This is a genomic window from Stenotrophomonas sp. P5_A9, assembly GCF_056400525.1.
Genome location: NZ_JBFULC010000071.1, coordinates 1 through 18,740, shown reverse-complemented (window position 1 = coordinate 18,740; position 18,740 = coordinate 1). Strand labels below are relative to the sequence as shown.

The 18,740-nt window shown below is 68.1% G+C and carries 20 protein-coding genes and 1 other RNA gene; 10 read left to right on the top strand and 11 right to left on the bottom strand.

Annotated features, from left to right (window positions below; all coding sequences use genetic code 11):
• From ssrA to smpB, 4 genes are all read right to left on the bottom strand, one after another.
• Window positions 1–292, bottom strand: a transfer-messenger RNA (tmRNA) gene (ssrA, locus tag AC1DR7_RS17630); the annotation flags it as partial.
• A 130-nt stretch (window positions 293–422) separates the two neighbouring features.
• A complete protein-coding gene (locus tag AC1DR7_RS17625) occupies window positions 423–782 on the bottom strand; it encodes a hypothetical protein (protein WP_256774024.1) in 360 nt (119 codons plus the stop codon).
• 100 nt (window positions 783–882) lie between these two features.
• Window positions 883–1,299: a GNAT family N-acetyltransferase gene (locus tag AC1DR7_RS17620; protein WP_457321784.1), complete on the bottom strand. Its 417-nt coding sequence runs from the start codon at window positions 1,297–1,299 to the stop codon at window positions 883–885.
• 11 nt (window positions 1,300–1,310) lie between these two features.
• Window positions 1,311–1,814 (bottom strand): SsrA-binding protein SmpB, encoded by a 504-nt coding sequence (smpB, locus tag AC1DR7_RS17615; protein ID WP_256774022.1) that lies wholly within the window; start codon window positions 1,812–1,814, stop codon window positions 1,311–1,313.
• A 60-nt stretch (window positions 1,815–1,874) separates the two neighbouring features.
• Between smpB and AC1DR7_RS17610 the strand changes: the two genes are divergently transcribed.
• Together AC1DR7_RS17610 and AC1DR7_RS17605 are read left to right on the top strand one after the other, a co-directional pair.
• Entirely contained in the window at window positions 1,875–2,303 is a 429-nt protein-coding gene (locus AC1DR7_RS17610) for a type II toxin-antitoxin system RatA family toxin (protein WP_256774021.1), read from the top strand.
• A gap of 3 nt (window positions 2,304–2,306) precedes the next feature.
• Window positions 2,307–2,567, top strand: a complete 261-nt coding sequence (locus AC1DR7_RS17605) for an RnfH family protein (RefSeq protein ID WP_256774020.1) — start codon at window positions 2,307–2,309, stop codon at window positions 2,565–2,567.
• A gap of 17 nt (window positions 2,568–2,584) precedes the next feature.
• Here AC1DR7_RS17605 and AC1DR7_RS17600 read toward each other — a convergent pair whose 3' ends face one another.
• Window positions 2,585–2,980, bottom strand: a complete 396-nt coding sequence (locus AC1DR7_RS17600) for an outer membrane protein assembly factor BamE (RefSeq protein WP_256774019.1) — start codon at window positions 2,978–2,980, stop codon at window positions 2,585–2,587.
• Between the two features lie 103 nt (window positions 2,981–3,083).
• Between AC1DR7_RS17600 and fur the strand changes: the two genes are divergently transcribed.
• Window positions 3,084–3,500 carry a ferric iron uptake transcriptional regulator gene (fur, locus tag AC1DR7_RS17595; RefSeq protein WP_312239326.1) on the top strand — a complete coding sequence of 139 codons (417 nt, stop codon included), beginning with the start codon at window positions 3,084–3,086 and terminating at the stop codon, window positions 3,498–3,500.
• An 84-nt stretch (window positions 3,501–3,584) separates the two neighbouring features.
• Here the strand turns inward: fur and AC1DR7_RS17590 are convergent, their stop codons facing one another.
• On the bottom strand, window positions 3,585–4,832 hold the full coding sequence (locus AC1DR7_RS17590; protein WP_457319986.1) for an SGNH/GDSL hydrolase family protein: 1,248 nt from the start codon (window positions 4,830–4,832) through the stop codon (window positions 3,585–3,587).
• Between the two features lie 96 nt (window positions 4,833–4,928).
• Here AC1DR7_RS17590 and AC1DR7_RS17585 point away from each other — a divergent pair, with 96 nt between their 5' ends.
• Window positions 4,929–5,846, top strand: coding sequence for a LysR family transcriptional regulator (locus tag AC1DR7_RS17585; RefSeq protein WP_457319988.1), 918 nt, complete (start codon window positions 4,929–4,931; stop codon window positions 5,844–5,846).
• A 166-nt stretch (window positions 5,847–6,012) separates the two neighbouring features.
• On the opposite strand, the gene recN is transcribed toward AC1DR7_RS17585, so the two are convergent.
• Window positions 6,013–7,674, bottom strand: coding sequence for a DNA repair protein RecN (gene recN / locus AC1DR7_RS17580; RefSeq protein ID WP_457319990.1), 1,662 nt, complete (start codon window positions 7,672–7,674; stop codon window positions 6,013–6,015).
• A gap of 139 nt (window positions 7,675–7,813) precedes the next feature.
• Between recN and hrcA the strand changes: the two genes are divergently transcribed.
• The 6 genes from hrcA to AC1DR7_RS17550 all read left to right on the top strand — a co-directional run bounded on the left by hrcA (window position 7,814) and on the right by AC1DR7_RS17550 (window position 15,164).
• Window positions 7,814–8,881 (top strand): heat-inducible transcriptional repressor HrcA, encoded by a 1,068-nt coding sequence (gene hrcA / locus AC1DR7_RS17575; protein WP_256774014.1) that lies wholly within the window; start codon window positions 7,814–7,816, stop codon window positions 8,879–8,881.
• An 83-nt stretch (window positions 8,882–8,964) separates the two neighbouring features.
• A complete protein-coding gene (gene grpE, locus AC1DR7_RS17570) occupies window positions 8,965–9,480 on the top strand; it encodes a nucleotide exchange factor GrpE (RefSeq protein ID WP_256774013.1) in 516 nt (171 codons plus the stop codon).
• A gap of 145 nt (window positions 9,481–9,625) precedes the next feature.
• A complete protein-coding gene (gene dnaK / locus AC1DR7_RS17565; protein ID WP_457320523.1) occupies window positions 9,626–11,554 on the top strand; it encodes a molecular chaperone DnaK in 1,929 nt (642 codons plus the stop codon).
• Between the two features lie 163 nt (window positions 11,555–11,717).
• Window positions 11,718–12,851 carry a molecular chaperone DnaJ gene (gene dnaJ / locus AC1DR7_RS17560; protein ID WP_256774011.1) on the top strand — a complete coding sequence of 378 codons (1,134 nt, stop codon included), beginning with the start codon at window positions 11,718–11,720 and terminating at the stop codon, window positions 12,849–12,851.
• Between the two features lie 295 nt (window positions 12,852–13,146).
• On the top strand, window positions 13,147–14,055 hold the full coding sequence (gene pdxY / locus AC1DR7_RS17555) for a pyridoxal kinase (RefSeq protein ID WP_457318673.1): 909 nt from the start codon (window positions 13,147–13,149) through the stop codon (window positions 14,053–14,055).
• Window positions 14,052–15,164 (top strand): prephenate dehydrogenase, encoded by a 1,113-nt coding sequence (locus tag AC1DR7_RS17550; protein ID WP_457318672.1) that lies wholly within the window; start codon window positions 14,052–14,054, stop codon window positions 15,162–15,164. Before pdxY ends, AC1DR7_RS17550 begins: the two co-directional genes overlap by 4 nt.
• A gap of 169 nt (window positions 15,165–15,333) precedes the next feature.
• On the opposite strand, the gene AC1DR7_RS17545 is transcribed toward AC1DR7_RS17550, so the two are convergent.
• From AC1DR7_RS17545 to AC1DR7_RS17530, 4 genes are all read right to left on the bottom strand, one after another.
• Entirely contained in the window at window positions 15,334–15,528 is a 195-nt protein-coding gene (locus AC1DR7_RS17545) for a hypothetical protein (RefSeq protein ID WP_256774008.1), read from the bottom strand.
• 71 nt (window positions 15,529–15,599) lie between these two features.
• The gene (locus AC1DR7_RS17540) at window positions 15,600–17,366 is read right to left on the bottom strand and encodes an ABC transporter transmembrane domain-containing protein (RefSeq protein WP_457318670.1); all 1,767 of its coding nucleotides are present in this window, start codon (window positions 17,364–17,366) and stop codon (window positions 15,600–15,602) included.
• Window positions 17,359–17,967, bottom strand: coding sequence for an IMPACT family protein (locus tag AC1DR7_RS17535; RefSeq protein WP_256774006.1), 609 nt, complete (start codon window positions 17,965–17,967; stop codon window positions 17,359–17,361). Before AC1DR7_RS17535 ends, AC1DR7_RS17540 begins: the two co-directional genes overlap by 8 nt.
• A gap of 37 nt (window positions 17,968–18,004) precedes the next feature.
• The coding region (locus tag AC1DR7_RS17530) for a hypothetical protein (protein WP_478076583.1) at window positions 18,005–18,740 on the bottom strand (736 nt) is incomplete at its 5' end.

The window sequence follows — 18,740 nt, the reverse complement described above, 5'->3', positions numbered from 1 at the left end:
CCCCAGGACCAGCCTGCTTTAGTTAAGTCGTGACTGACAGGCAGCCATCACAACCGGTTCCGTGATAATGACCCTACATCTACGAGCACGGGCACAAGTAGGTTCGGGGGTTCGCCTTAGGCGGCTGTAGAACTAAACGCTAAAGCTGTTTTTAGGCAGCGATTGCGAAGTCGTTCGAACCGTAGTTGTCGTCGTTGGCAACTAAAAGTTTGCTGCTGGATTAACGAGGAAAGCTGCCCCCTCGGCATGCACCAAGTAACTTCACAACCCCCGTCGAAACCAATGCACCCCCGGTTTCTTCAAGAACCGCAACACATCTGGCGACCCAGACGCTACTTGACGGGCTCGATGCTACTCCAATTCAGCTGAACAGTCACGGTGCACGGCCACTCCTGCCTTGCCCGGTGCCCAGCGGAGGGGAATCAGCGCTTGCCTTCCTGCTGGCGACGGCTGTCGGCCTGGTGGCGGGCCTTTTCCTTGCGCACCCGATTGTGCTCGTTGCGCACGGTCATCGCCTGCTTCTTGGCCTGGGGTTCGGCCCGTGCCATCAGCGATTCCACCTGGGCAACCAGCCGACGGTGCTCCAGGCTGTCGTAGCTCTGGTTCTCCGACGCAGCGCGCTTGGCGTTGCGGATCAGGTAGGTCAGCACCTTGAGCAGCGCGGCGGGGTCCATGGCGCGGGCGAGTTCGTCAAAGATGAACTCCAGCGCGGCCACGTCGGCACGCAGGGTGGTCAGTTCGTCGGCCGTCTGCACCGGCTCCGGGGTATGTTCGAGGGTCACGCGCGGATCCTTTCCGTATCAATGCGGGGATTCTGACAGCTGCGCGCCTCGGAGGGGAAACAACCTGCTGCCGGGACGGTTTGCGGGAAGGGCGGGGGCGCTAAAGCGGCTTGCGCAGGTACAGGCGCTCGTGGCCGGGCGGGAAGCCCTGCAGCCGACCGAACACCGCATAGCCCTGCTTGAGGTAGAAGCCCTCGGCCTGCCAGGAGAAGGTATCCAGGGTCACGGCGTGCGCGCCCAGCGCCCGGGCCTGCTGCTCTGCATCGGCCAGCAGCGCCTGGCCAAGACCCCGGCCACGCTGGGTTTGGTCTACCCACAGCGCATGCACCATCAGCCAGCCACCGCAGACATCGGCGGCGATGCCGGCCACGGCCTGGCCGGCGGCATCGTGGATCACGCGGTTGACCGGCTGTTCGTCCAGGGCATCGCCACTGGCGGCCTGGTTGAAGGCGAGCAGGCCGGCGAACACCGCCCGGGTGTCCTCGGCACTGGCCGGCTGGATGCACGGCGCGCGCACCGTGCGCTCCATCACGCGTCGCGGTTGTGGCGGCGCATGGTGCGCGACTTCTCGCGCGCCCAGTCGCGGTCCTTCTCGGCGTCGCGCTTGTCGTGGGTCTGCTTGCCCTTGGCCAGTGCGATCTCGAGCTTGATCTTGTTCTTGCTCCAGTACATCGCCGTCGGCACGATCGTGTAGCCGTCGCGCTGGACCTTGCCGATCAGCTTGTCGATCTCGTTGCGATGCAGGAGCAGCTTGCGCTCGCGACGGTCGTTGGCCACCACGTGGGAGGAGGCCTGGATCAACGGGGTGATCTGCGCGCCGATCAGATAGATCTCGCCATCACGCACGTAGGCGTACGCATCGATGATGTTGCCGCGCCCGGCGCGGATCGACTTGACCTCCCAGCCCTGCAACGCCAGGCCGGCCTCGAAACGGTCTTCGATGTGGTACTCGTGGCGGGCACGCTTGTTGAGCGCGATGGTTTTGTTGGCCGTCGCGTTGTTTGCTTTATCCTTGCCGCTGTTCTTGCTCATGTCCGTATTGTCTCCGATTCGGGCCTCCCCGGTCGATTCATCAGCACACAGTATTGCCGCATGCCAACTATCCGCCGTAGTGCCCTGGTCGAACATTCGGCTGCCCGTATGTTCGATCTGGTCAATGATATCGATGCCTATCCGCGCCGGTTCCGCTGGTGCTCGGCGTCGCAGATCCTGGAATCCGGTCCGGACCGCCTGGTGGCGCGCCTGGACCTTGGGTTGGGCTCGTTCTCGACCTGGTTCATGACCGAAAACACCCTGCAACGTCCCAGCAGCATCGACATGCAGCTGCGCGATGGCCCGTTCAAGCGCCTGCATGGGCGCTGGGACTTCCATGCGCTGGCCGAGGACGCCTGCAAGGTGACCCTGACCCTGGAGTTCGAACCGAACTCGCGACTGCTGGGCCCGGCGCTGGCACTGGGCTTCCAGGGCTTGGCCGACCGCATGGTCAATGATTTCGTCCGCGTCGCCGATGGGCAGGACTGAGCGGTGATCGCAGTGGAAGTGGTGCTGGCCTGGCCGGATCGGGTGGCATCACGCCAGCTGCAGTTGCCCGATACCGCCACGGTGGCCGACGCCATTGCCGCCGCCGCGCTGGAGGGCAGTGAGCAGTGCCCGGCCGTGGCCGTGCATGGGCTGCTGGCCAGGCCCACCCAGACGCTGTGCGATGGGGACCGGGTCGAGCTGCTGCGCCCGTTGCTGGCCGATCCGAAGGACAACCGCCGCCGACGCGCCCGCGCCGGCAGCTGAAGAACGTGGCGGTGGCCTCAGCGGCCGCCGCGCTTCTTCTTGTCCTTGGCCAGGTTGCGGCCGAACTGGCGCACCGTGGTCTTGGCCAGGTCGGCGTCGTTGTTGGCGAAGTACTCGCCCTCCCAACGGGTAACCACATCGTTCTCGAAGTAGACGGTGAAGTTCTTCACTTCGGTCTGGCCGAGGCGGTTCACGCGCTGGCTGGCGGTGTAATCCCAGCGCTGGGCGTGGAACGGGTCCGGGATCGAGGGGGTGCCGAGCAGCGCGGTGACCTGCTGCTTGCTCTGGCCCGCCTGCAGCTGACCGACGGCCTGCTCCCGGATCAGGTTGCCCTGATAGATGGGTTGCTTATAGATGATGCCGCAGCCCGTGGTGGACAGGGCAACGGCGGCGACCAGCAGGAGTTTGCGCATCGGAAAGGGCGTTTGGGGAAATCCAGTCGATGATACACTCACGACGCGTCGCCGCGACCCAATCCGAGGCAGCTGGCGCTAAATCGCCAATGAACGGAGAACTATGGAAACCCACGACCTGCGCAAAGTCGGCCTGAAGGTGACCCATCCGCGGATGCGGATCCTGGCGTTGCTCGAACAGCGCAATGCCCAGAACCACCAGCACCACATGACCGCCGAAGACATCTACCGCCAGCTCCTGGAGCACGGCGACGAGATCGGGCTGGCCACGGTGTATCGCGTGCTGACCCAGTTCGAGGCCGCCGGCCTGGTGCTGAAGCACAACTTCGAAGGCGGGCAGGCCGTCTATGAACTTGATCGCGGCGGCCACCACGACCATATGGTCGACGTGGACACCGGCAAGATCATCGAGTTCGAAAGCCACGAGATCGAAGAACTTCAGCGCAAGATCGCCACCGAACACGGCTACGAGCTGGAAGAGCACTCGCTCGTCCTGTACGTACGCAAGAAGCGTCGGTAATGGCCCGGCGGCCGGTCGTCAGGCCGCCGCCGACCCGCACCGCGCTTCACCGGACCCCGGGCCCTGGCCCGGGGTTTTTGCGTTTCAGCGCGCGGTGGCGGTGACGGGTGCAACGTCCGGGAGCAGAGCGTCCAAGTCCACCGCGTCGGCCATTGCCCGGTTGCCGGCATCGCCCGGGTGCAGGTGATCGCCGGAATCGAAGGCAGGTGCCAGCCGCTCGGGATGGCAGGGATCGCGCAGGGCCGCGTCAAGATCGATCACCGCATCGAACGGGCCGTCGTTGCGTAGCCAGGCGTTGAGCTGGTGGCGCAGGGCGTCCTTGTCCGGCTGGTAGTAGTCGTCCAGCGGGGTGCCGGGGAGGGCACCGGCGAACGGCGGCAGGGTGGCGCCGAGGATGCGTACGCCGCGGGCATGTGCGCGCTCGACCAGGTGCCGGTAGCCGGCCTGCAGCTCGGCCAGCGTCGGCGCCACCTGTCCGCGGGCGAAGGCGGTGCCGGGCCAGGCGATGTCGTTGATGCCGATCAGCGCGATCACGCTGGCCACGCCGGACGGGTCGAGCGCGTCGCGCTGGACGCGGGAGACGGCCGCGTCACCCATGCCATCGCGCAACAGCCGGCCGCCGGAGATGCCGGCATTGACGACGGCCACGCCGCGTGGCGCCAGCCGCGCCGCCAGGTGATCGGTCCAGCGCTGGTCGCGGTCCAGGCTGGCGGTGGCGCCATCGGTGATCGAGTCGCCGATCACCACCACGCTGCGTGCGGTGGCGCCGGCCTGGACCTCGATGCCGGTCAGGAACAGGCGCGCGGTGGTGGTCGAGGTGGGCGCCAGCACCGGCGCGCGGGTCTGGTCGCCGGAGCCGATCAGCGCGGTTTGCCGGCCATCCCAATGGAAGGTGCGCAGGCGCAGCCGATCCGGGATGTACACGCTGACCTGTACGGCCTGCAGGGCGCTGGTGACCAGCCCAAGCGGGTCACTCAGGCGCTCCTGGCCGGGGGCGATGACCACCTCGGCCTGGCCATCGAAGGCGAGGGCCATCGGCACCTGTCCGGGCGCGGCGGCAACGCTCGCGGCGCTGATCCGGACCGGCTGGTCGCCGTAGGCATTGCTCAGGCGCACCCGTAGCTGATTCCCGCCGAGGCTCAGGCGCGCGGTCTGGCGGACGGTCTGTGCGTCCAACTGCGCGGGAATGCCTGTGGGGAACAGAAAATCCGCGCCCCACACGGGCTGCGGGCTGGCCTGCCAGCTGGCCACCCAGCGGGCGGGAGGCGCTGCGGCTACGGTGGTGGTGGCAGTAAGCAGGGCCGTGGCGGCAAGGCGGGTGAGTGCATTCATCGGGCGATCCGTCGGGTGGGGACGGCCATGGTGATCCGCGCCGCATCTGTGAACTAGACTGCGTGCGGACAATCATCTGTGAACTGGATTCATCCCATGGCAGGCACCGATATCAACCGTTCCGGCGAACTGGAAGTGTTCGTCCGGGTCATCGAAACCGGCGGTTTCTCGGCGGCGGCGCGCTCGCTGGAGCTGAGCCCGTCGGCGGTCAGCAAGCTGGTGTCGCGGCTGGAGCAGCGGCTGGGCGCGCGCCTGCTGCAACGCTCGACCCGCCAGTTGCAGCTCACGCCGGAGGGCTGCACCTTCTACGAGCGGGGGCTGCGGGTGCTGGCCGACCTGGACGAGGCCGAGCGCTGCGCCAGTGCCCATGCCGAGCCGCGCGGGCGACTGCGGGTGAATGCCAATGTGCCGTTCGGGCACCACTTCCTGCTGCCGCTGTTGCCGGACTTCCTCGCCCGGCATCCGCAGGTGGGCGTGGATCTGGTGCTGACCGACGAGGTGATCGATCTGCTGGAGCAGCGCACCGACGTGGCCGTGCGCGCCGGGCCGCTGAAGAATTCCCGCCTGGTGGCGCGGCTGCTGGGGGCGACGCCGATGGTGATCGTGGCGGCACCGGCGTATGCCCTCCGCCACGGCCTGCCGGCGACGGCCGATGCACTGCTGGCGCACAACCGGCTCGATATCGGCCACCCGCGCGCGCAGTCCGGATGGCCGCTGATGGTGGACGGGCAGCGGCGGGTGGTAGCCACCCAGGGCAGTGCACGGGCCAGCGACGGCGAGGCGTTGCGGCGGCTGGTGCTGGGCGGGGTGGGGATGGCGCGGCTGGCGGCGTTCCAGGTTCAGGACGACATCGCCGCCGGGCGGCTCCTACCGGTGTTGGAGCACGCCAACCCGGGCGATCTGGAAGAGGTGCACGCGGTGTTCCAAGGGCAGGGCGGTTACCTGCCGCTGCGGGTGCGCGCGTTGCTGGATTTCCTGGTGGAACGGGTGGATCTGTCCCGCCCGTTGGGGTAATGGCCGCGGGGCGCGGCAACGCAAGGCGCCAGCCAGCGTCCGACGAGACCCGCGGTGCGTCGGGTGTATCCGGACCCGGCCGGCGGCCTGCGCATTACGCGAGGTATGTTGGGGGGCGTGCGGAACCGGCCAGCGGCGGGTACCGACCGTGGGTCGGTACCTGCCCTCAAACCTGCAGCAGCTTGCGGGCGGCCGCGCGGGCTTCCTTGCTGACTTCCACCCCGCCCAGCATCCGGGCAAGTTCTTCCTCGCGGGCCTTGGGGTCCAGCTTCTCCACCGCGCTCTGGGTCATGCCGTCCACCGGCGCCTTGCTGACCCGGTAATGCGCGTGGCCTTTGGACGCGACCTGCGGCAAGTGGGTGACGCACAACACCTGGCGCTTCTCGCCGAGGGCGCGCAGCTTGTGCCCGACGATGTCGGCCACCGCGCCGCCGATGCCCGAATCGACTTCGTCGAAGACCATGGTCGGCACCGCGTCCAGGCCCAGCGCGGCCACCTCGATGGCCAGCGAAATACGTGACAGTTCACCGCCGGAGGCGACCTTGCGCAGGGCGCGCGGCGGCTGCCCTGCATTGGCGGCGACCAGGAACTCGACCCGCTCGGCGCCGTTCGGGTCCGGCTTGACCACGGTCTGCGGCTCGAGGTCGATCAGGAACTGCCCGCCGCCCATGCCCAGCTCGCCGATCAGGGTGGTGGTGGTGTCCGACAGCGCCTTGGCGGCCTCGCGGCGGCTCTTGCTCAGCACCTCGGCCACGGTCTGCCACTGGCCGGCGGCGCGATCGATCTCGCCGGCCAGCGCCTGCAGCCGGGTGTCGGCGCCGCGCAGCTGCTCGACCTCTGCTTCCATCGCGTCGCGGTGCTCGCCCAGCGCTTCCATCGGCACCCGGTGCTTGCGCGCCAGGTCGTGCAGGCGACCAAGCCGGCGCTCGATGTCCTCGAACTGTTCCGGGTCGGCGTCCAGGTCGTCGTGGACGCGGTCCAGCAGCGCCAGTGCCTCGTCCAGCTGGATGGCGGCGCTGTCGAGCAGGGCATCGACCTCGCCCAGGCGCGGATCGTGTTCGGCCACCCGCGCCAGCTCGTGGCGGGTCTGCTGCAGCAGCTGCAGCGCGGAGGTGTCTTCATCGCCGTTCAGGCGCGCCACGGCCACGTCGCAGGCGGCGATCAGCGCGCTGGCGTGGGCCTGGCGGCGGTGGCTGCTGCCCAGCTGGGCGATCGAGGCCGGTTCCAGATCCTCGCGCTGCAGCTCGCCCAACTGGTGTTCCAGGTAGCCGATGCGGTCGCTGACATCGCCCTGGCGCGACAGCGATTCGGCCTCGTCCACCAGCGCCTGCCAGCGTGCGGCGGCCTGGCGGACCTGGCCGCGCTCGGTCTCGTTGCGCGCGAACGCGTCCAGCAGGGCCAGCTGCGAGGGCCGCGCGAGCAGCGCCTGCTGTTCGTGCTGGCCATGGATTTCCACCAGCGTGGACGCCAGCTCGGTCAGCTGGGTGAGGGTGACCGGGCGCCCGTTGATCCAGGCGCGCGAGCCGCCGTCGGCACGGATGATCCGGCGCAGCTGGCACTGGTCCTCGTCGTCCAGTTCATTCTCGCGCAGCCAGCGCCGCGCCGGGGCGTCTTCGCCGGGGGCGAATTCGGCCGACAGTTCCGCGCGGGCGGCGCCGTGGCGGACCACGCCGCTGTCGGCGCGCAGGCCGGACAGGAAGCCCAGCGCGTCGACCATCAGCGACTTGCCCGCGCCGGTCTCGCCGGAAACCACGGTCATGCCCGGCCCGAATTCGAGTTCGGTAGCGCGGACGACGGCAAAATCCTTGATCGATAGATGTTTGAGCATGGTTGTCTGTTCTCGAGCCGCGCAACGCTAGCATGGGTGAGGGGCGGCTCCAATGCGCGGATATCAATCGTGATGTACCGATGGCTTGCCAACGGGCCCCATCGCCATTATCTAGTGTTGCGTCTCACAGGCTGATTCCATGCACCCCTCCGCCACCCATCTCGCTCCCCGCGCCCGCCATCTGCTGCGGACGCTGATCGCGCGCCATATCCAGGACGGCGAGCCGGTGGGGTCGCAGACGCTGGCGCGACTGGCCGGGCTGGATGTCAGCCCGGCGACCATCCGCAACATCCTCGGCGACCTGGAAGACCTGGGCCTGCTCAGTTCGCCGCATACCTCGGCCGGCCGGGTGCCCACCGCGCACGGCTACCGGGTGTTCGTGGACAGCCTGGTCAAGATGCAGCCGCCGGGCGAGGGCGAACTGAGCCGGCTGCGCAGCGAGCTGGCCACCGGCACCGGCACCCAGGCGCTGCTCGGCAGTGCGTCGGAGCTGCTGTCGGCGATGAGCCACTTTGTCGGGGTGGTCAGCGCCCCGCGCCGCGAGCAGTTCGCCTTCCGCCACATCGATTTCGTGGCACTCGATGCCGGCCGCGTGCTGGCGATCCTGGTATTTGCCGACAACGAAGTGCAGAACCGGGTGATCGAGCCGCGCCGTGCCTTCGGTCCAGGCGAGCTGGAGCAGGTCGCCAACTACCTCAATGCCAACTGCGCGGGCCGGCCGCTGGCCGAGATCCGTGCGCGGCTGCTGCTGGAGCTGCGCGATGCGCAGTCGGAAATGGAGCAGCTGCTGGCGCACAGCATCGAACTGGCCGAGCAGGCGATGGTGCCGCCGGCCGATGACATGGTGCTGGCCGGGGCGACCCGCTTGATGGGGGTGCAGGACCTGTCCGACCTGGAGCGTCTGCGCGAGCTGTTCGATGTGTTTGCCAGCAAGCGCGAGATCCTGCAGCTGCTCGAGCGCACCATCCAGGCCCCGGGCGTGCGCATCTTCATCGGCGAAGAGACCGGGGTGATGCCGCTGGAGGGGGTCTCGCTGGTCACCGCGCCGTACTCGGCCGGCGGCCAGGTACTGGGCGTGCTCGGGGTGATCGGCCCGAAGCGGATGGCGTATGACCGCATGATTCCGCTGGTGGAGGCTACCGCGCAGGTGCTGGGCGCCGCGCTGGGCGACCCGGCGGGCGGCGGATTGTCCCGCGATCGCGCATAAACCTGGCATTGGACTCTTGAATCCGCACCCCGCGCCCACATAGGGGTGGGTGGAGGCGGAGAGTCACCGCCAAGGATCCGGAAATGAACCAAGATCAGCCCGATATCGCATCCCAGAATCCCGCCGGTGAGCCGGCTGCCGAGCCGTCCCTGCAGCAGCAGCTGGACAGCCTGCACAACGAGGTCGCCCTGCTGCGTGCCGAGTCGCTGCGCGAACGCGCCGACCTGGACAACCAGCGCAAGCGCGTGGCCCGCGACGTGGAACAGGCGCGCCGCTTCGCCAATGAAAAGCTGCTGGGCGAGCTGCTGCCGGTCTTCGACAGCCTCGACGCCGGCCTGAGTGCCGCCGGTGCCGAGCCCAGCCCGCTGCGCGAAGGCCTGGAGCTGACCTACAAGCAGCTGCTCAAGGTTGCCGCCGACAACGGCCTGACCCTGCTCGACCCGACCGGCCAGGCCTTCAACCCGGACCACCACCAGGCGATCAGCCAGGTCGACGCGCCCGGCGCGGCGCCCGGCAGCGTGGTGCAGGTGTTCCAGAAGGGTTACCTGCTCAACGATCGCCTGCTGCGCCCGGCGCTGGTCGTGGTCGCCCGCGATTGACCCGGCTTGCGCGACGCTGAATGCGTTGCGCTTCCACCGGACACAGTGTTTGGTGGGTGGCTTGAATGTAGTCCAGCCGTCCCCCACATCCCATTCATAACCCGGCAGCAGCCGGATGTTCCCAGAACTTTCAGGAGTCTCCCTCATGGGCAAGATCATTGGTATCGACCTCGGCACCACCAACTCGTGTGTGGCGATCATGGACGGCGGCAAGGCCCGCGTCATCGAAAATGCCGAAGGCGACCGCACCACGCCTTCCATCGTCGCCTACACCAAGGACGGCGAAGTACTGGTGGGTGCCTCGGCCAAGCGCCAGGCCGTCACCAACCCGAAGAACACCTTCTACGCCGTCAAGCGCCTGATCGGCCGCAAGTTCACCGACGCTGAAGTCCAGAAGGACATCGCGCACGTGCCCTACGGCATCCTGGCCCACGACAACGGCGACGCCTGGGTGCAGACCAGCGACGCCAAGAAGATGGCGCCGCAGGAAATCTCCGCCCGCGTGCTGGAGAAGATGAAGAAGACCGCCGAAGCCTTCCTGGGTGAGACCGTCACCGAGGCGGTGATCACCGTGCCGGCCTACTTCAACGACAGCCAGCGCCAGGCCACCAAGGACGCCGGCCGCATCGCCGGCCTGGACGTCAAGCGCATCATCAACGAGCCGACCGCGGCCGCGCTGGCCTATGGCCTGGACAAGGGCGACAACAAGGATCGCAAGATCGTGGTGTACGACCTGGGCGGCGGCACCTTCGACGTGTCGGTGATCGAGATCGCCAACGTCGACGGTGAGAAGCAGTTCGAAGTGCTGGCCACCAACGGCGACACCTTCCTGGGCGGCGAAGACTTCGACAACCGCGTCATCGAGTACCTCGTCGACGAGTTCAACAAGGACCAGGGCATCGACCTGCGCAAGGACCCGTTGGCCCTGCAGCGCCTGAAGGATGCGGCCGAGCGCGCCAAGATCGAGCTGTCCAGCGCCCAGCAGACCGAAGTGAACCTGCCGTACGTCACCGCCGACGCCTCCGGTCCGAAGCACCTGAACATCAAGCTGACCCGCGCCAAGCTGGAAGCGCTGGTGGAAGAGCTGATCAAGAAGTCGATCGAGCCGTGCCGCGTGGCGTTGAACGACGCCGGCCTGCGCTCGAGCGACATCAGCGAAGTGATCCTGGTCGGTGGCCAGACACGCATGCCGAAGGTGCAGCAGGCGGTGACCGAGTTCTTCGGCAAGGAACCGCGCAAGGACGTCAACCCGGACGAAGCCGTGGCACTGGGTGCGGCGATCCAGGGCGGCGTGCTGGGCGGCGACGTCAAGGACGTGCTGCTGCTGGACGTGACCCCGCTGTCGCTGGGTATCGAAACCATGGGCGGCGTGTTCACCAAGATCATCGAGAAGAACACCACCATCCCGACCAAGGCCTCGCAGGTGTTCTCCACCGCCGAGGACAACCAGTCGGCCGTGACCGTGCACGTGCTGCAGGGTGAGCGCGAGCAGGCCCGCTTCAACAAGTCGCTGGCCAAGTTCGACCTGTCCGGCATCGAGCCGTCCCCGCGTGGCATGCCGCAGGTGGAAGTGTCCTTCGACATCGACGCCAACGGCATCCTGCACGTGTCGGCCAAGGACAAGAAGACCAACAAGGAACAGAAGGTCGAAATCAAGGCCGGTTCGGGTCTGTCCGAGGACGAGATCGCGCGCATGGTCGCCGATGCCGAAGCCAACCGCGAAGAAGACAAGAAGTTCCATGAGCTGGTCCAGGCCCGCAACCAGGCCGACGCGCTGATCCATGGTACCCGTACCGCGATCACCGAGCACGGCAGCAAGGTCGGTGGCGATGTGATCGGCAAGGTCGAGTCGGCCCTGGCCGACCTGGAAACGGCGATGAAGGGCGACGACAAGGCGCAGATCGAAGCCAAGTCGAAGGTTCTTGAAGAAGCCGGCCAGGCATTGTTCGCCGCCTCGGCCGCGGCCGAGCAGGGCGGTGCGGCGCCGGGCGCGGATGCCGGTGCCAACGCCGGCGCGCACGACGATGTGGTCGACGCCGAGTTCACCGAAGTGAAGGACGACAAGAAGTCCTGATCCGGACAGGATGCGGGACGTTGCGCAGGCAACGTCCCGTGCTTGTTTCCCCTTAGGTCCTGGCAGCCGCCTGCGGTTTGTCGGGGCGCCCCGGCGAAAGAGCGGACCTGGTTCCGCTCTTCCGCTTTGACGAATCCCGACCACCGGAACCCGATTCAACCCTATGAGCAAGCGTGACTATTACGAAGTGCTGGGCGTTTCCCGCACCGCGACCGAAGAAGAACTGAAGAAGTCCTATCGCCGTTGCGCGATGAAGTTCCACCCGGACCGCAACCCGGGCGACAGCGCGGCCGAAGCCTCCTTCAAGGAGTGCAAGGAAGCCTACGAAACCCTGTCCGACAGCAACAAGCGCCGCATGTACGACGCCCACGGCCATGCTGCATTCGAGCACGGCATGGGCGGCGGTGGCGGTGGTCCCGGCGGCCCGGACATGGGCGATATCTTCGGTGACATCTTCGGCAACATCTTCGGCGGTGCCGGTGGTGGTGGCCAGCGCCAGGCCCGTCGCGGCGCCGATGTCGGCTATGTGATGGAGCTGGACCTGGAAGAAGCGGTGATGGGCGTGGAACGCCGCATCGAGATCCCGACGTTGGCCGAATGCGACGACTGCAACGGCAGTGGCTCCGAAGACGGCAAGGTCGATACCTGCAGCGTGTGCCATGGCCACGGCCAGGTGCGCATCCAGCGCGGCATCTTTGCGATGCAGCAGGCGTGCCACAACTGCAACGGGCGCGGCAAGATCATCCAGACCCCGTGCAAGACCTGCCACGGCAATGGCCGTGTGGAGGAAGACAAGGTGTTGTCGGTGAAGGTGCCCGCGGGCGTCGACAGCGGCGACCGCATCCGCTTGTCCGGCGAAGGCGAGGCTGGTCCGGCCGGTACGCCGCCGGGCGATCTGTACGTGGAAGTGCGGGTGCGCGAGCACGCGATCTTCCAGCGCGACGGCGACGATCTGCATTGCGAAGTGCCGATCCGCATCTCGCAGGCTGCGTTGGGCGACACCGTGCGCGTGGCCACCCTGGGCGGGTACGCGGAAATCCGCATCCCGGCCGAAACCCAGACCGGCAAGCTGTTCCGCCTGCGCGGCAAGGGCGTGCGCTCGGTGCGCAGTCGCAGCGAAGGCGATCTGTACTGCCGCGTGGTGGTGGAAACCCCGGTCAACCTGACCCCTGAGCAGCGCAAGCTGCTGGAGCAGTTCGAAACCACCTTCACCGGCGAAGAAGCGCGCAAGCACTCGCCGAAGTCGGCGACGTTCATCGACGGCGTGAAGGGTTTCTGGGATCGGATGACCTCGTAAGCGACCGGCGATTCAACGGATGTGACGAAGGCCCGCTGGTGACAGCGGGCCTTTTTTGTCCGTCGCCGGGTAGAGCCACCCCGTGGGTGGCTGCTCTTCGTTTCGGCACCGCGCGCAGCCACCCATGGGGTGGCTCTACCTGGGTGGACAAGCAGCCACTCAGGGGGTGGCTATACACTGGGCGGACACGCAGCCGCCCGTGGGGTGGCTCTACCCCCGGGTGGAGAAGCAGCCATCCATGGTGCGGCTTTCCCGGAGTCTCCGCCGGTCGGGGCGGCAGGCGTAAAATGTCGGGATGAACGAATCCCTCGAAAGCCATCTGGTCCATGGACGCCGCCAGCGCCCGGACGGTCCGTCGCCGGTCGACGTCATCTCGGTGCAGTCGCAGCTGGTGTATGGCTACGCCGGCAACAGCGCTGCCGTGCCGCCGTTGCGCGCGCTGGGCGTGCGTGTCGCCGAAATTCCGACCACGCTGCTGAGCAATGCGCCGTTCTACGCGACCACGCGGGGCCGCGTGCTGCCCTCGGACTGGTTCGCCGACCTGCTGCTGGGCGCCGGTGAGCGCGGGTTGCCGCAGCGGGCGCGGATGCTGATCTCCGGCTATTTCGGCAGCGTCGGCAACGGCGCGGCCTTTGCCGACTGGCTCGACGCGGTGCTGCCGTCTTCACCGCAGCTGCGTTACTGCCTGGACCCGGTGATCGGCGATACCCACACCGGGCCTTACGTCGAGCCGGGCCTGGAAAAGGTCTTCGCCGAACGCCTGCTGCCGCATGCCTGGCTGGTGACCCCCAACGCCTTCGAACTCGGTCGCCTGACCGGCATGCCGAGCCTGGCCCAGGACGAGGCCATCGCCGCTGCGCAGACGCTGCTTGCGCGCGGGCCGGAATGGGTACTCGCCCACAGCGTCGGCGGTGACCCGGGCCAACTGGTCACGCTGGCGGTCAGCCGTGAGGCGATCTGGCGCTGGTCCTCGCCGCACCTGCCGGTGGACGTGGCCGGTACGGGCGATGTGCTGATGTCGCTGCTGGTAGCGTTCCTGCTGCGCGGTGAAGCGTTCGAGCAGGCGATCTCGCGCGCCATCGCCGGCGTGCACGTGGCCCTGGAGACCACCCTGGCCAATGGCCATGAAGAGTTCGACGTGCTGGCCGCCGCGCCGGCCGCGCTGGCCCTGCCGCAGCGCTTCGTGCCCGAGCGCTTGGCGTGAGGGCAGCACCGGTTGTCGGCATCGTCGGCAGCGCCGGCGCGTACGGGCGTTGGCTCCGTGGGTTCCTCGAGCGGCGCATGGGCCTGGAGGTGATCGGCCATGATCCGGCCGATCCGCACTCGGACGATCCGGAGGTGCTGCTGCAGCGGGCCGATGTACTGGTTTTCTCCGCGCCCATCCGCCACACGCCCGCGCTGATCGCCGACTACGTGGCGCGTTCGGCCGGGCGCGAGTCCGGGCGCCTGTGGCTGGATGTGACCTCGGTAAAGAGCGATCCGGTCGCGGCGATGCTGGCCTCGCAGGCCGAGGTGGTGGGGCTGCATCCGATGACCGCACCGCCCAAGGCACCGACGCTGAAGGGGCGGGTGATGGTGGTCTGCGAAGCGCGGTTGTCGCGCTGGCAGCCCTGGGTGCAACAGTTGTGCGACGCGCTGGAAGCCGAGTGCGTGCGCGCCACGCCCGCGCACCACGACCAGGTAATGGCGCTGGTGCAGGCGATGGTGCACGCCACCCACCTGGCCCAGGCCGGAGTGCTGCGCGAGTACGCGCCCCTGCTGGGAGCGTTGCCGGCGCTGATGCCGTACCGCTCGGCGTCGTTCGAACTGGACACCGCGATCATCGCGCGCATCCTGTCGTTGAACCCGGCCATCTACGAAGACATCCAGTTCGGCAACCCGCACGTGGGCCCGATGCTGGACCGCCTGCTGGGCCAGCTGCAGCAACTGCGCGACCAGGTGGGGCAGGGCGATGACGCTGCACGCGCGGCCTTCCGCCAGCACCTGCTGCTGGACAACCGTGACAGCCAGGGCGAGGCCGTATTGGCCGAAGGCAACTACACCTTCGAACGCGTCGGCTACCTGCTTGCCGACCTGACCGAACGCAATGCGATCAGCGTGCACCTGCCCGAGGACCGCCCCGGCTCGCTCCGCGAACTGCTGCATGTGTTCGAACGGCATGCGGTGAGCCTGGCGTCGATCCATTCCTCGCGTACGCCGGGCGGTGAAGTGCATTTCCGTGTCGGCTTCGTGGCCGGCAGCGATGCAGCGGCGCTGCAACGCGCGGCGCAGGAAATCGATGCGTCCGGGATCGGCCGGGTGTTGTCGCGCTGACGTGCTGCGACGCCGCATTCATCCACAGGGGGTGTGGATGAGTTGCGCACAAACATGTGGATAACCGCGCGCATCCCTTGCGGTCACAGGCTGTCAAGAAGACTGGCCAGAAAATGACCAGCCTTTCGGAAACTATTTTTCTTGACAGCGAGCGCAGTACGTCCGGCACTCAGGTGGTGAGGATCAACTCGCCGCCGCGGGTGCGGAACTGACGGCCATCACGGACCAGATGGCGGCCGTCGGCCAGCTCATAGCGTGCGCTGTTTTCGGCCGGCGCGGTGTTGCCGGGCTGCTCATCCTTGAACTCGACGATGACGTAGCTCTCGCCGGCGGCGTCGGTGGCGGGGAACTGTCGAAACGACATGAAGCACCTCCTGCGGTGGCACGGATCGATGACCAGCGCACCATGCAACGTGCCGCGTTAGCGGTGCGTCATCAGTCGATGAACTGCAGCCTGGCCAGTTCGGCGTACATCCCACCTTCGGCCAGCAGCTCGGCGTGGGTGCCTTGGGCGACGATGCGGCCGTGGTCCATCACCACGATGCGGTCGGCCTTGAGCACGGTCGCCAGGCGATGCGCGATCACCAGCGTGGTGCGCCCGGCCATCAGCCGTTCCAGCGCCTGCTGTACCGCGCGCTCGCTCTGCGCATCCAGCGCGCTGGTGGCTTCGTCGAGCAGCAGGATGGGCGCGTCCTTGAGCAGTGCACGGGCGATCGCGATGCGCTGCTGCTGGCCACCGGACAGGCGTGCGCCACGCTCACCCAGTTCGCTCAGGTAGCCATCGGGCAGTGCCTGCAGGAACTCATCGGCTTCGGCGGCTTCGGCGGCGCGCTGCACCTCCTCATCGGTGGCCTCCAGGCGCCCGTAGCGGATGTTCTCCAGCGCGGTGCTGGCAAACAGCGTGGGCTGTTGCGGCACCAGCGCCAGCTGCGCGCGCAACTGCGCCGGATCGACCCGGCGCACGTCCACGCCATCGACCCGGATGCTGCCCGAGGCGGGATCGTGGAAGCGCAACAGCATCGACAGCACCGTGCTCTTGCCCGCACCGGACGGACCGACCAGGGCCACGGTCTCGCCGGGGCGCACATGCAGGTTGAAATGCTCCAGCGCGGCGGTGTCCGGGCGCTGCGGGTAGTGGAAGACCACGTCGTCGAAGCGGATCTCGCCGCGCAACGGCGTGGGCAGGGGCAGCGGATCGGCCGGGGTGGCGATTTCGATGTCTTCCTGCAGCAGCTCGGCGATCCGGCCCATGCCGCCGGAGGCGCGCTGCAATTCGTTCCAGACTTCGGCCAGGGCACCGACCGAGCCGCCGCCGATCAGTGCGTAGAGCACGAACTGGCCGAGCGTACCGGCGGTCATGTTGCCGTCGATGACATCGTGCGCGCCCAGCCACAGCACGCCGACGATCGCACCGAACACCAGCACGATCGCGGTGGCCGTGACGATCGACTGCGCCCCGATGCGGCGTCGTGCGGCACGGATCGATTCGGCCAGTGCCGCATTGAAGCGGCCCCGTTCGTACGGCTCGCGCGCATGCGCCTGCACGGTACGCACCGCGCCGAGGGTTTCGGCAGCAAGACTGTTCGCGTCGGCGACGCGGTCCTGGCTGGCGCGCGAGATGTTGCGCAGCCGGCGTGCGCCGATGATGATCGGCAGCACCGCCAGCGGGATGCCGACCAGCGACCACGCGGCCAGGTGCGGACTGGTAACGAACAGCATCACCAGGCTGCCCACCACCGTGACGCTGCTGCGCAGGGCAACGGACATGGTGGAGCCGATCACGCTGCGCAGCAGTTCGCTGTCGGCGGTGAGTCGGGACACCAGTTCGCCGCTGCGGCTGCGGTCGTGGAAACCGGCGCCAAGCGAAATCAGGTGTGCGTACAGGCGGCTGCGCAGATCGGCGACGACCTTTTCACCGAGCAACGACACGAAGAAGAAACGCGCGGCGGTGGCCAGCGCCAGCAGCACCGCGACCAGGAACAGCAGGGCGAAGGCGCGGTTGATCTGGCCGCTGTCGTTGAAGCCGTGATCGATCATCAGCTTCACCGCCGGCGGCAGGCTCAGCGTGGCCACCGAGGACAGCGCCAGCGCCACCAGCCAGGCCACGAACAGCCCGGTGTGGCGACGCACGAACGGCCACAGCGTGCCCAGGCTGCCGAGCTGACGCACGGCCGGGGCCTGCGCGGGGGAGGTGTCAGTCATTCAGATGGCCTGGTTCGGGGCATGTTTCGATGCGGATACGATCACGGGTGGCGTCGCGCAGGCGGATTTTCAACGGGTCGGCCTGATCGGCCGGCAAACGAACCTGCAGCTCGACCCCCGACGGGGTGAAGGTTTCGGCCAGTTTTTCGGCGCTGTGACCGGCCAATGCGGCATGCAGGGCGCCCAGGTCTTCGAAGCCGGCGTGGATGCGCAGCGCGGCCAGCGCGATCAACGGCTGCCGTGGGGCGGTGCGCAGGCACTCGGCAGCCGTGCCGCCGTAGGCGCGGACCAGACCGCCGGCGCCCAGCTTGATGCCGCCATACCAGCGGATCACCACCACCATCACCCGGTCGAAGCCCTGGCCGTCGATCGCCGCCAGGATCGGGCGCCCGGCAGTACCGGCCGGCTCGCCATCGTCGCTGGAGCGGTATTCCCCGCCATGCCGGTAGGCCCAGCAGTTGTGGGTGGCGTCGGGCACGGCCACCTGCTGCAGGAAGGCCAGGGCCGCCGCCGCGTCATCGATGGGCGCCGCATGGGCGATGAAGCGGCTGTGCTTGATCTCCAGGCTGTGGCTGACGGGGGTGGCGAGCGTGTCGGACATTCCCACCATTGTAGTGGGCTGGCTGCGACCGGGCGCGTCAGTTGTCCAGCAGCTGGCGTACGTCACGCGGGACGCGGGTTTCCGGATAGTGCTGCAGATAGCGTTCCAGGCTGGCGCGCGCGGTATCCACGTCGCCGTTGTCGCGGCGCTCGCGGATGCGCTGGAGCCATTGCTTGCGGGGCAGCGTGGCATCGGCATCGACCGCGGCGTTGACGGCGCTGTCGGACAGCGTGCCGCTTATCGCCGCTGGCGCGGCGCGGCGCATCACCCCGGGCGCACCGGCGGCGTTGCGCGCCGGTTCGGCCGCCATCGGCGCGGACTGGATATCGGTGGCCTGCTGACGTGCGCGGCTGCCGGTGGTGGTGATCTTCTCCATCGCAGGCGCAGGCGCAGCAACGGCGTCCAGCGCGTAGGCCTGGGACGGCGACGGCGACGGGGCCGCCACCGGTGCTGCCGGCGCCGGCGGAGGCGGCGGCATCGGTGCGGCCACGATCGGGGCGGGCACGGGCCGGGTGACCAATGGCTCGCGCGTGTCGGCGCGTGGCGGTGCCGGCGGCGGCGCGGACGGTTTTGCGACCGGTGCCGTGGCAACCTCGGCCACGTCGGCAGCGGCCATCGGCGCTTCATCGTGGCGTGCCTCGGATGCCTCCGGTGCCGCTGCGGGTGCGGGCAGCGCCGCGACCGCGGCCGACGGGGCCGCGCTGGGCGAGGGCTGCGGTGCGTCGGGCTTGAGCTGCCAGGCGATGCCCACGGCGAACACCACCGAGGCGGCC

What these genes read in the sequence shown, in the direction of transcription:
- smpB (WP_256774022.1), bottom strand. Translation starts at nt 1,814, where the DNA reads ATGAGCAAGAACAGCGGCAAGGATAAAGCAAACAACGCGACGGCCAAC.
- AC1DR7_RS17610 (WP_256774021.1), top strand. Translation starts at nt 1,875, where the DNA reads ATGCCAACTATCCGCCGTAGTGCCCTGGTCGAACATTCGGCTGCCCGT.
- AC1DR7_RS17600 (WP_256774019.1), bottom strand. Translation starts at nt 2,980, where the DNA reads ATGCGCAAACTCCTGCTGGTCGCCGCCGTTGCCCTGTCCACCACGGGC.
- fur (WP_312239326.1), top strand. Translation starts at nt 3,084, where the DNA reads ATGGAAACCCACGACCTGCGCAAAGTCGGCCTGAAGGTGACCCATCCG.
- AC1DR7_RS17590 (WP_457319986.1), bottom strand. Translation starts at nt 4,832, where the DNA reads ATGAATGCACTCACCCGCCTTGCCGCCACGGCCCTGCTTACTGCCACC.
- AC1DR7_RS17585 (WP_457319988.1), top strand. Translation starts at nt 4,929, where the DNA reads ATGGCAGGCACCGATATCAACCGTTCCGGCGAACTGGAAGTGTTCGTC.
- recN (WP_457319990.1), bottom strand. Translation starts at nt 7,674, where the DNA reads ATGCTCAAACATCTATCGATCAAGGATTTTGCCGTCGTCCGCGCTACC.
- hrcA (WP_256774014.1), top strand. Translation starts at nt 7,814, where the DNA reads ATGCACCCCTCCGCCACCCATCTCGCTCCCCGCGCCCGCCATCTGCTG.
- grpE (WP_256774013.1), top strand. Translation starts at nt 8,965, where the DNA reads ATGAACCAAGATCAGCCCGATATCGCATCCCAGAATCCCGCCGGTGAG.
- dnaK (WP_457320523.1), top strand. Translation starts at nt 9,626, where the DNA reads ATGGGCAAGATCATTGGTATCGACCTCGGCACCACCAACTCGTGTGTG.
- dnaJ (WP_256774011.1), top strand. Translation starts at nt 11,718, where the DNA reads ATGAGCAAGCGTGACTATTACGAAGTGCTGGGCGTTTCCCGCACCGCG.
- pdxY (WP_457318673.1), top strand. Translation starts at nt 13,147, where the DNA reads ATGAACGAATCCCTCGAAAGCCATCTGGTCCATGGACGCCGCCAGCGC.
- AC1DR7_RS17545 (WP_256774008.1), bottom strand. Translation starts at nt 15,528, where the DNA reads ATGTCGTTTCGACAGTTCCCCGCCACCGACGCCGCCGGCGAGAGCTAC.
- AC1DR7_RS17540 (WP_457318670.1), bottom strand. Translation starts at nt 17,366, where the DNA reads ATGACTGACACCTCCCCCGCGCAGGCCCCGGCCGTGCGTCAGCTCGGC.
- AC1DR7_RS17535 (WP_256774006.1), bottom strand. Translation starts at nt 17,967, where the DNA reads ATGTCCGACACGCTCGCCACCCCCGTCAGCCACAGCCTGGAGATCAAG.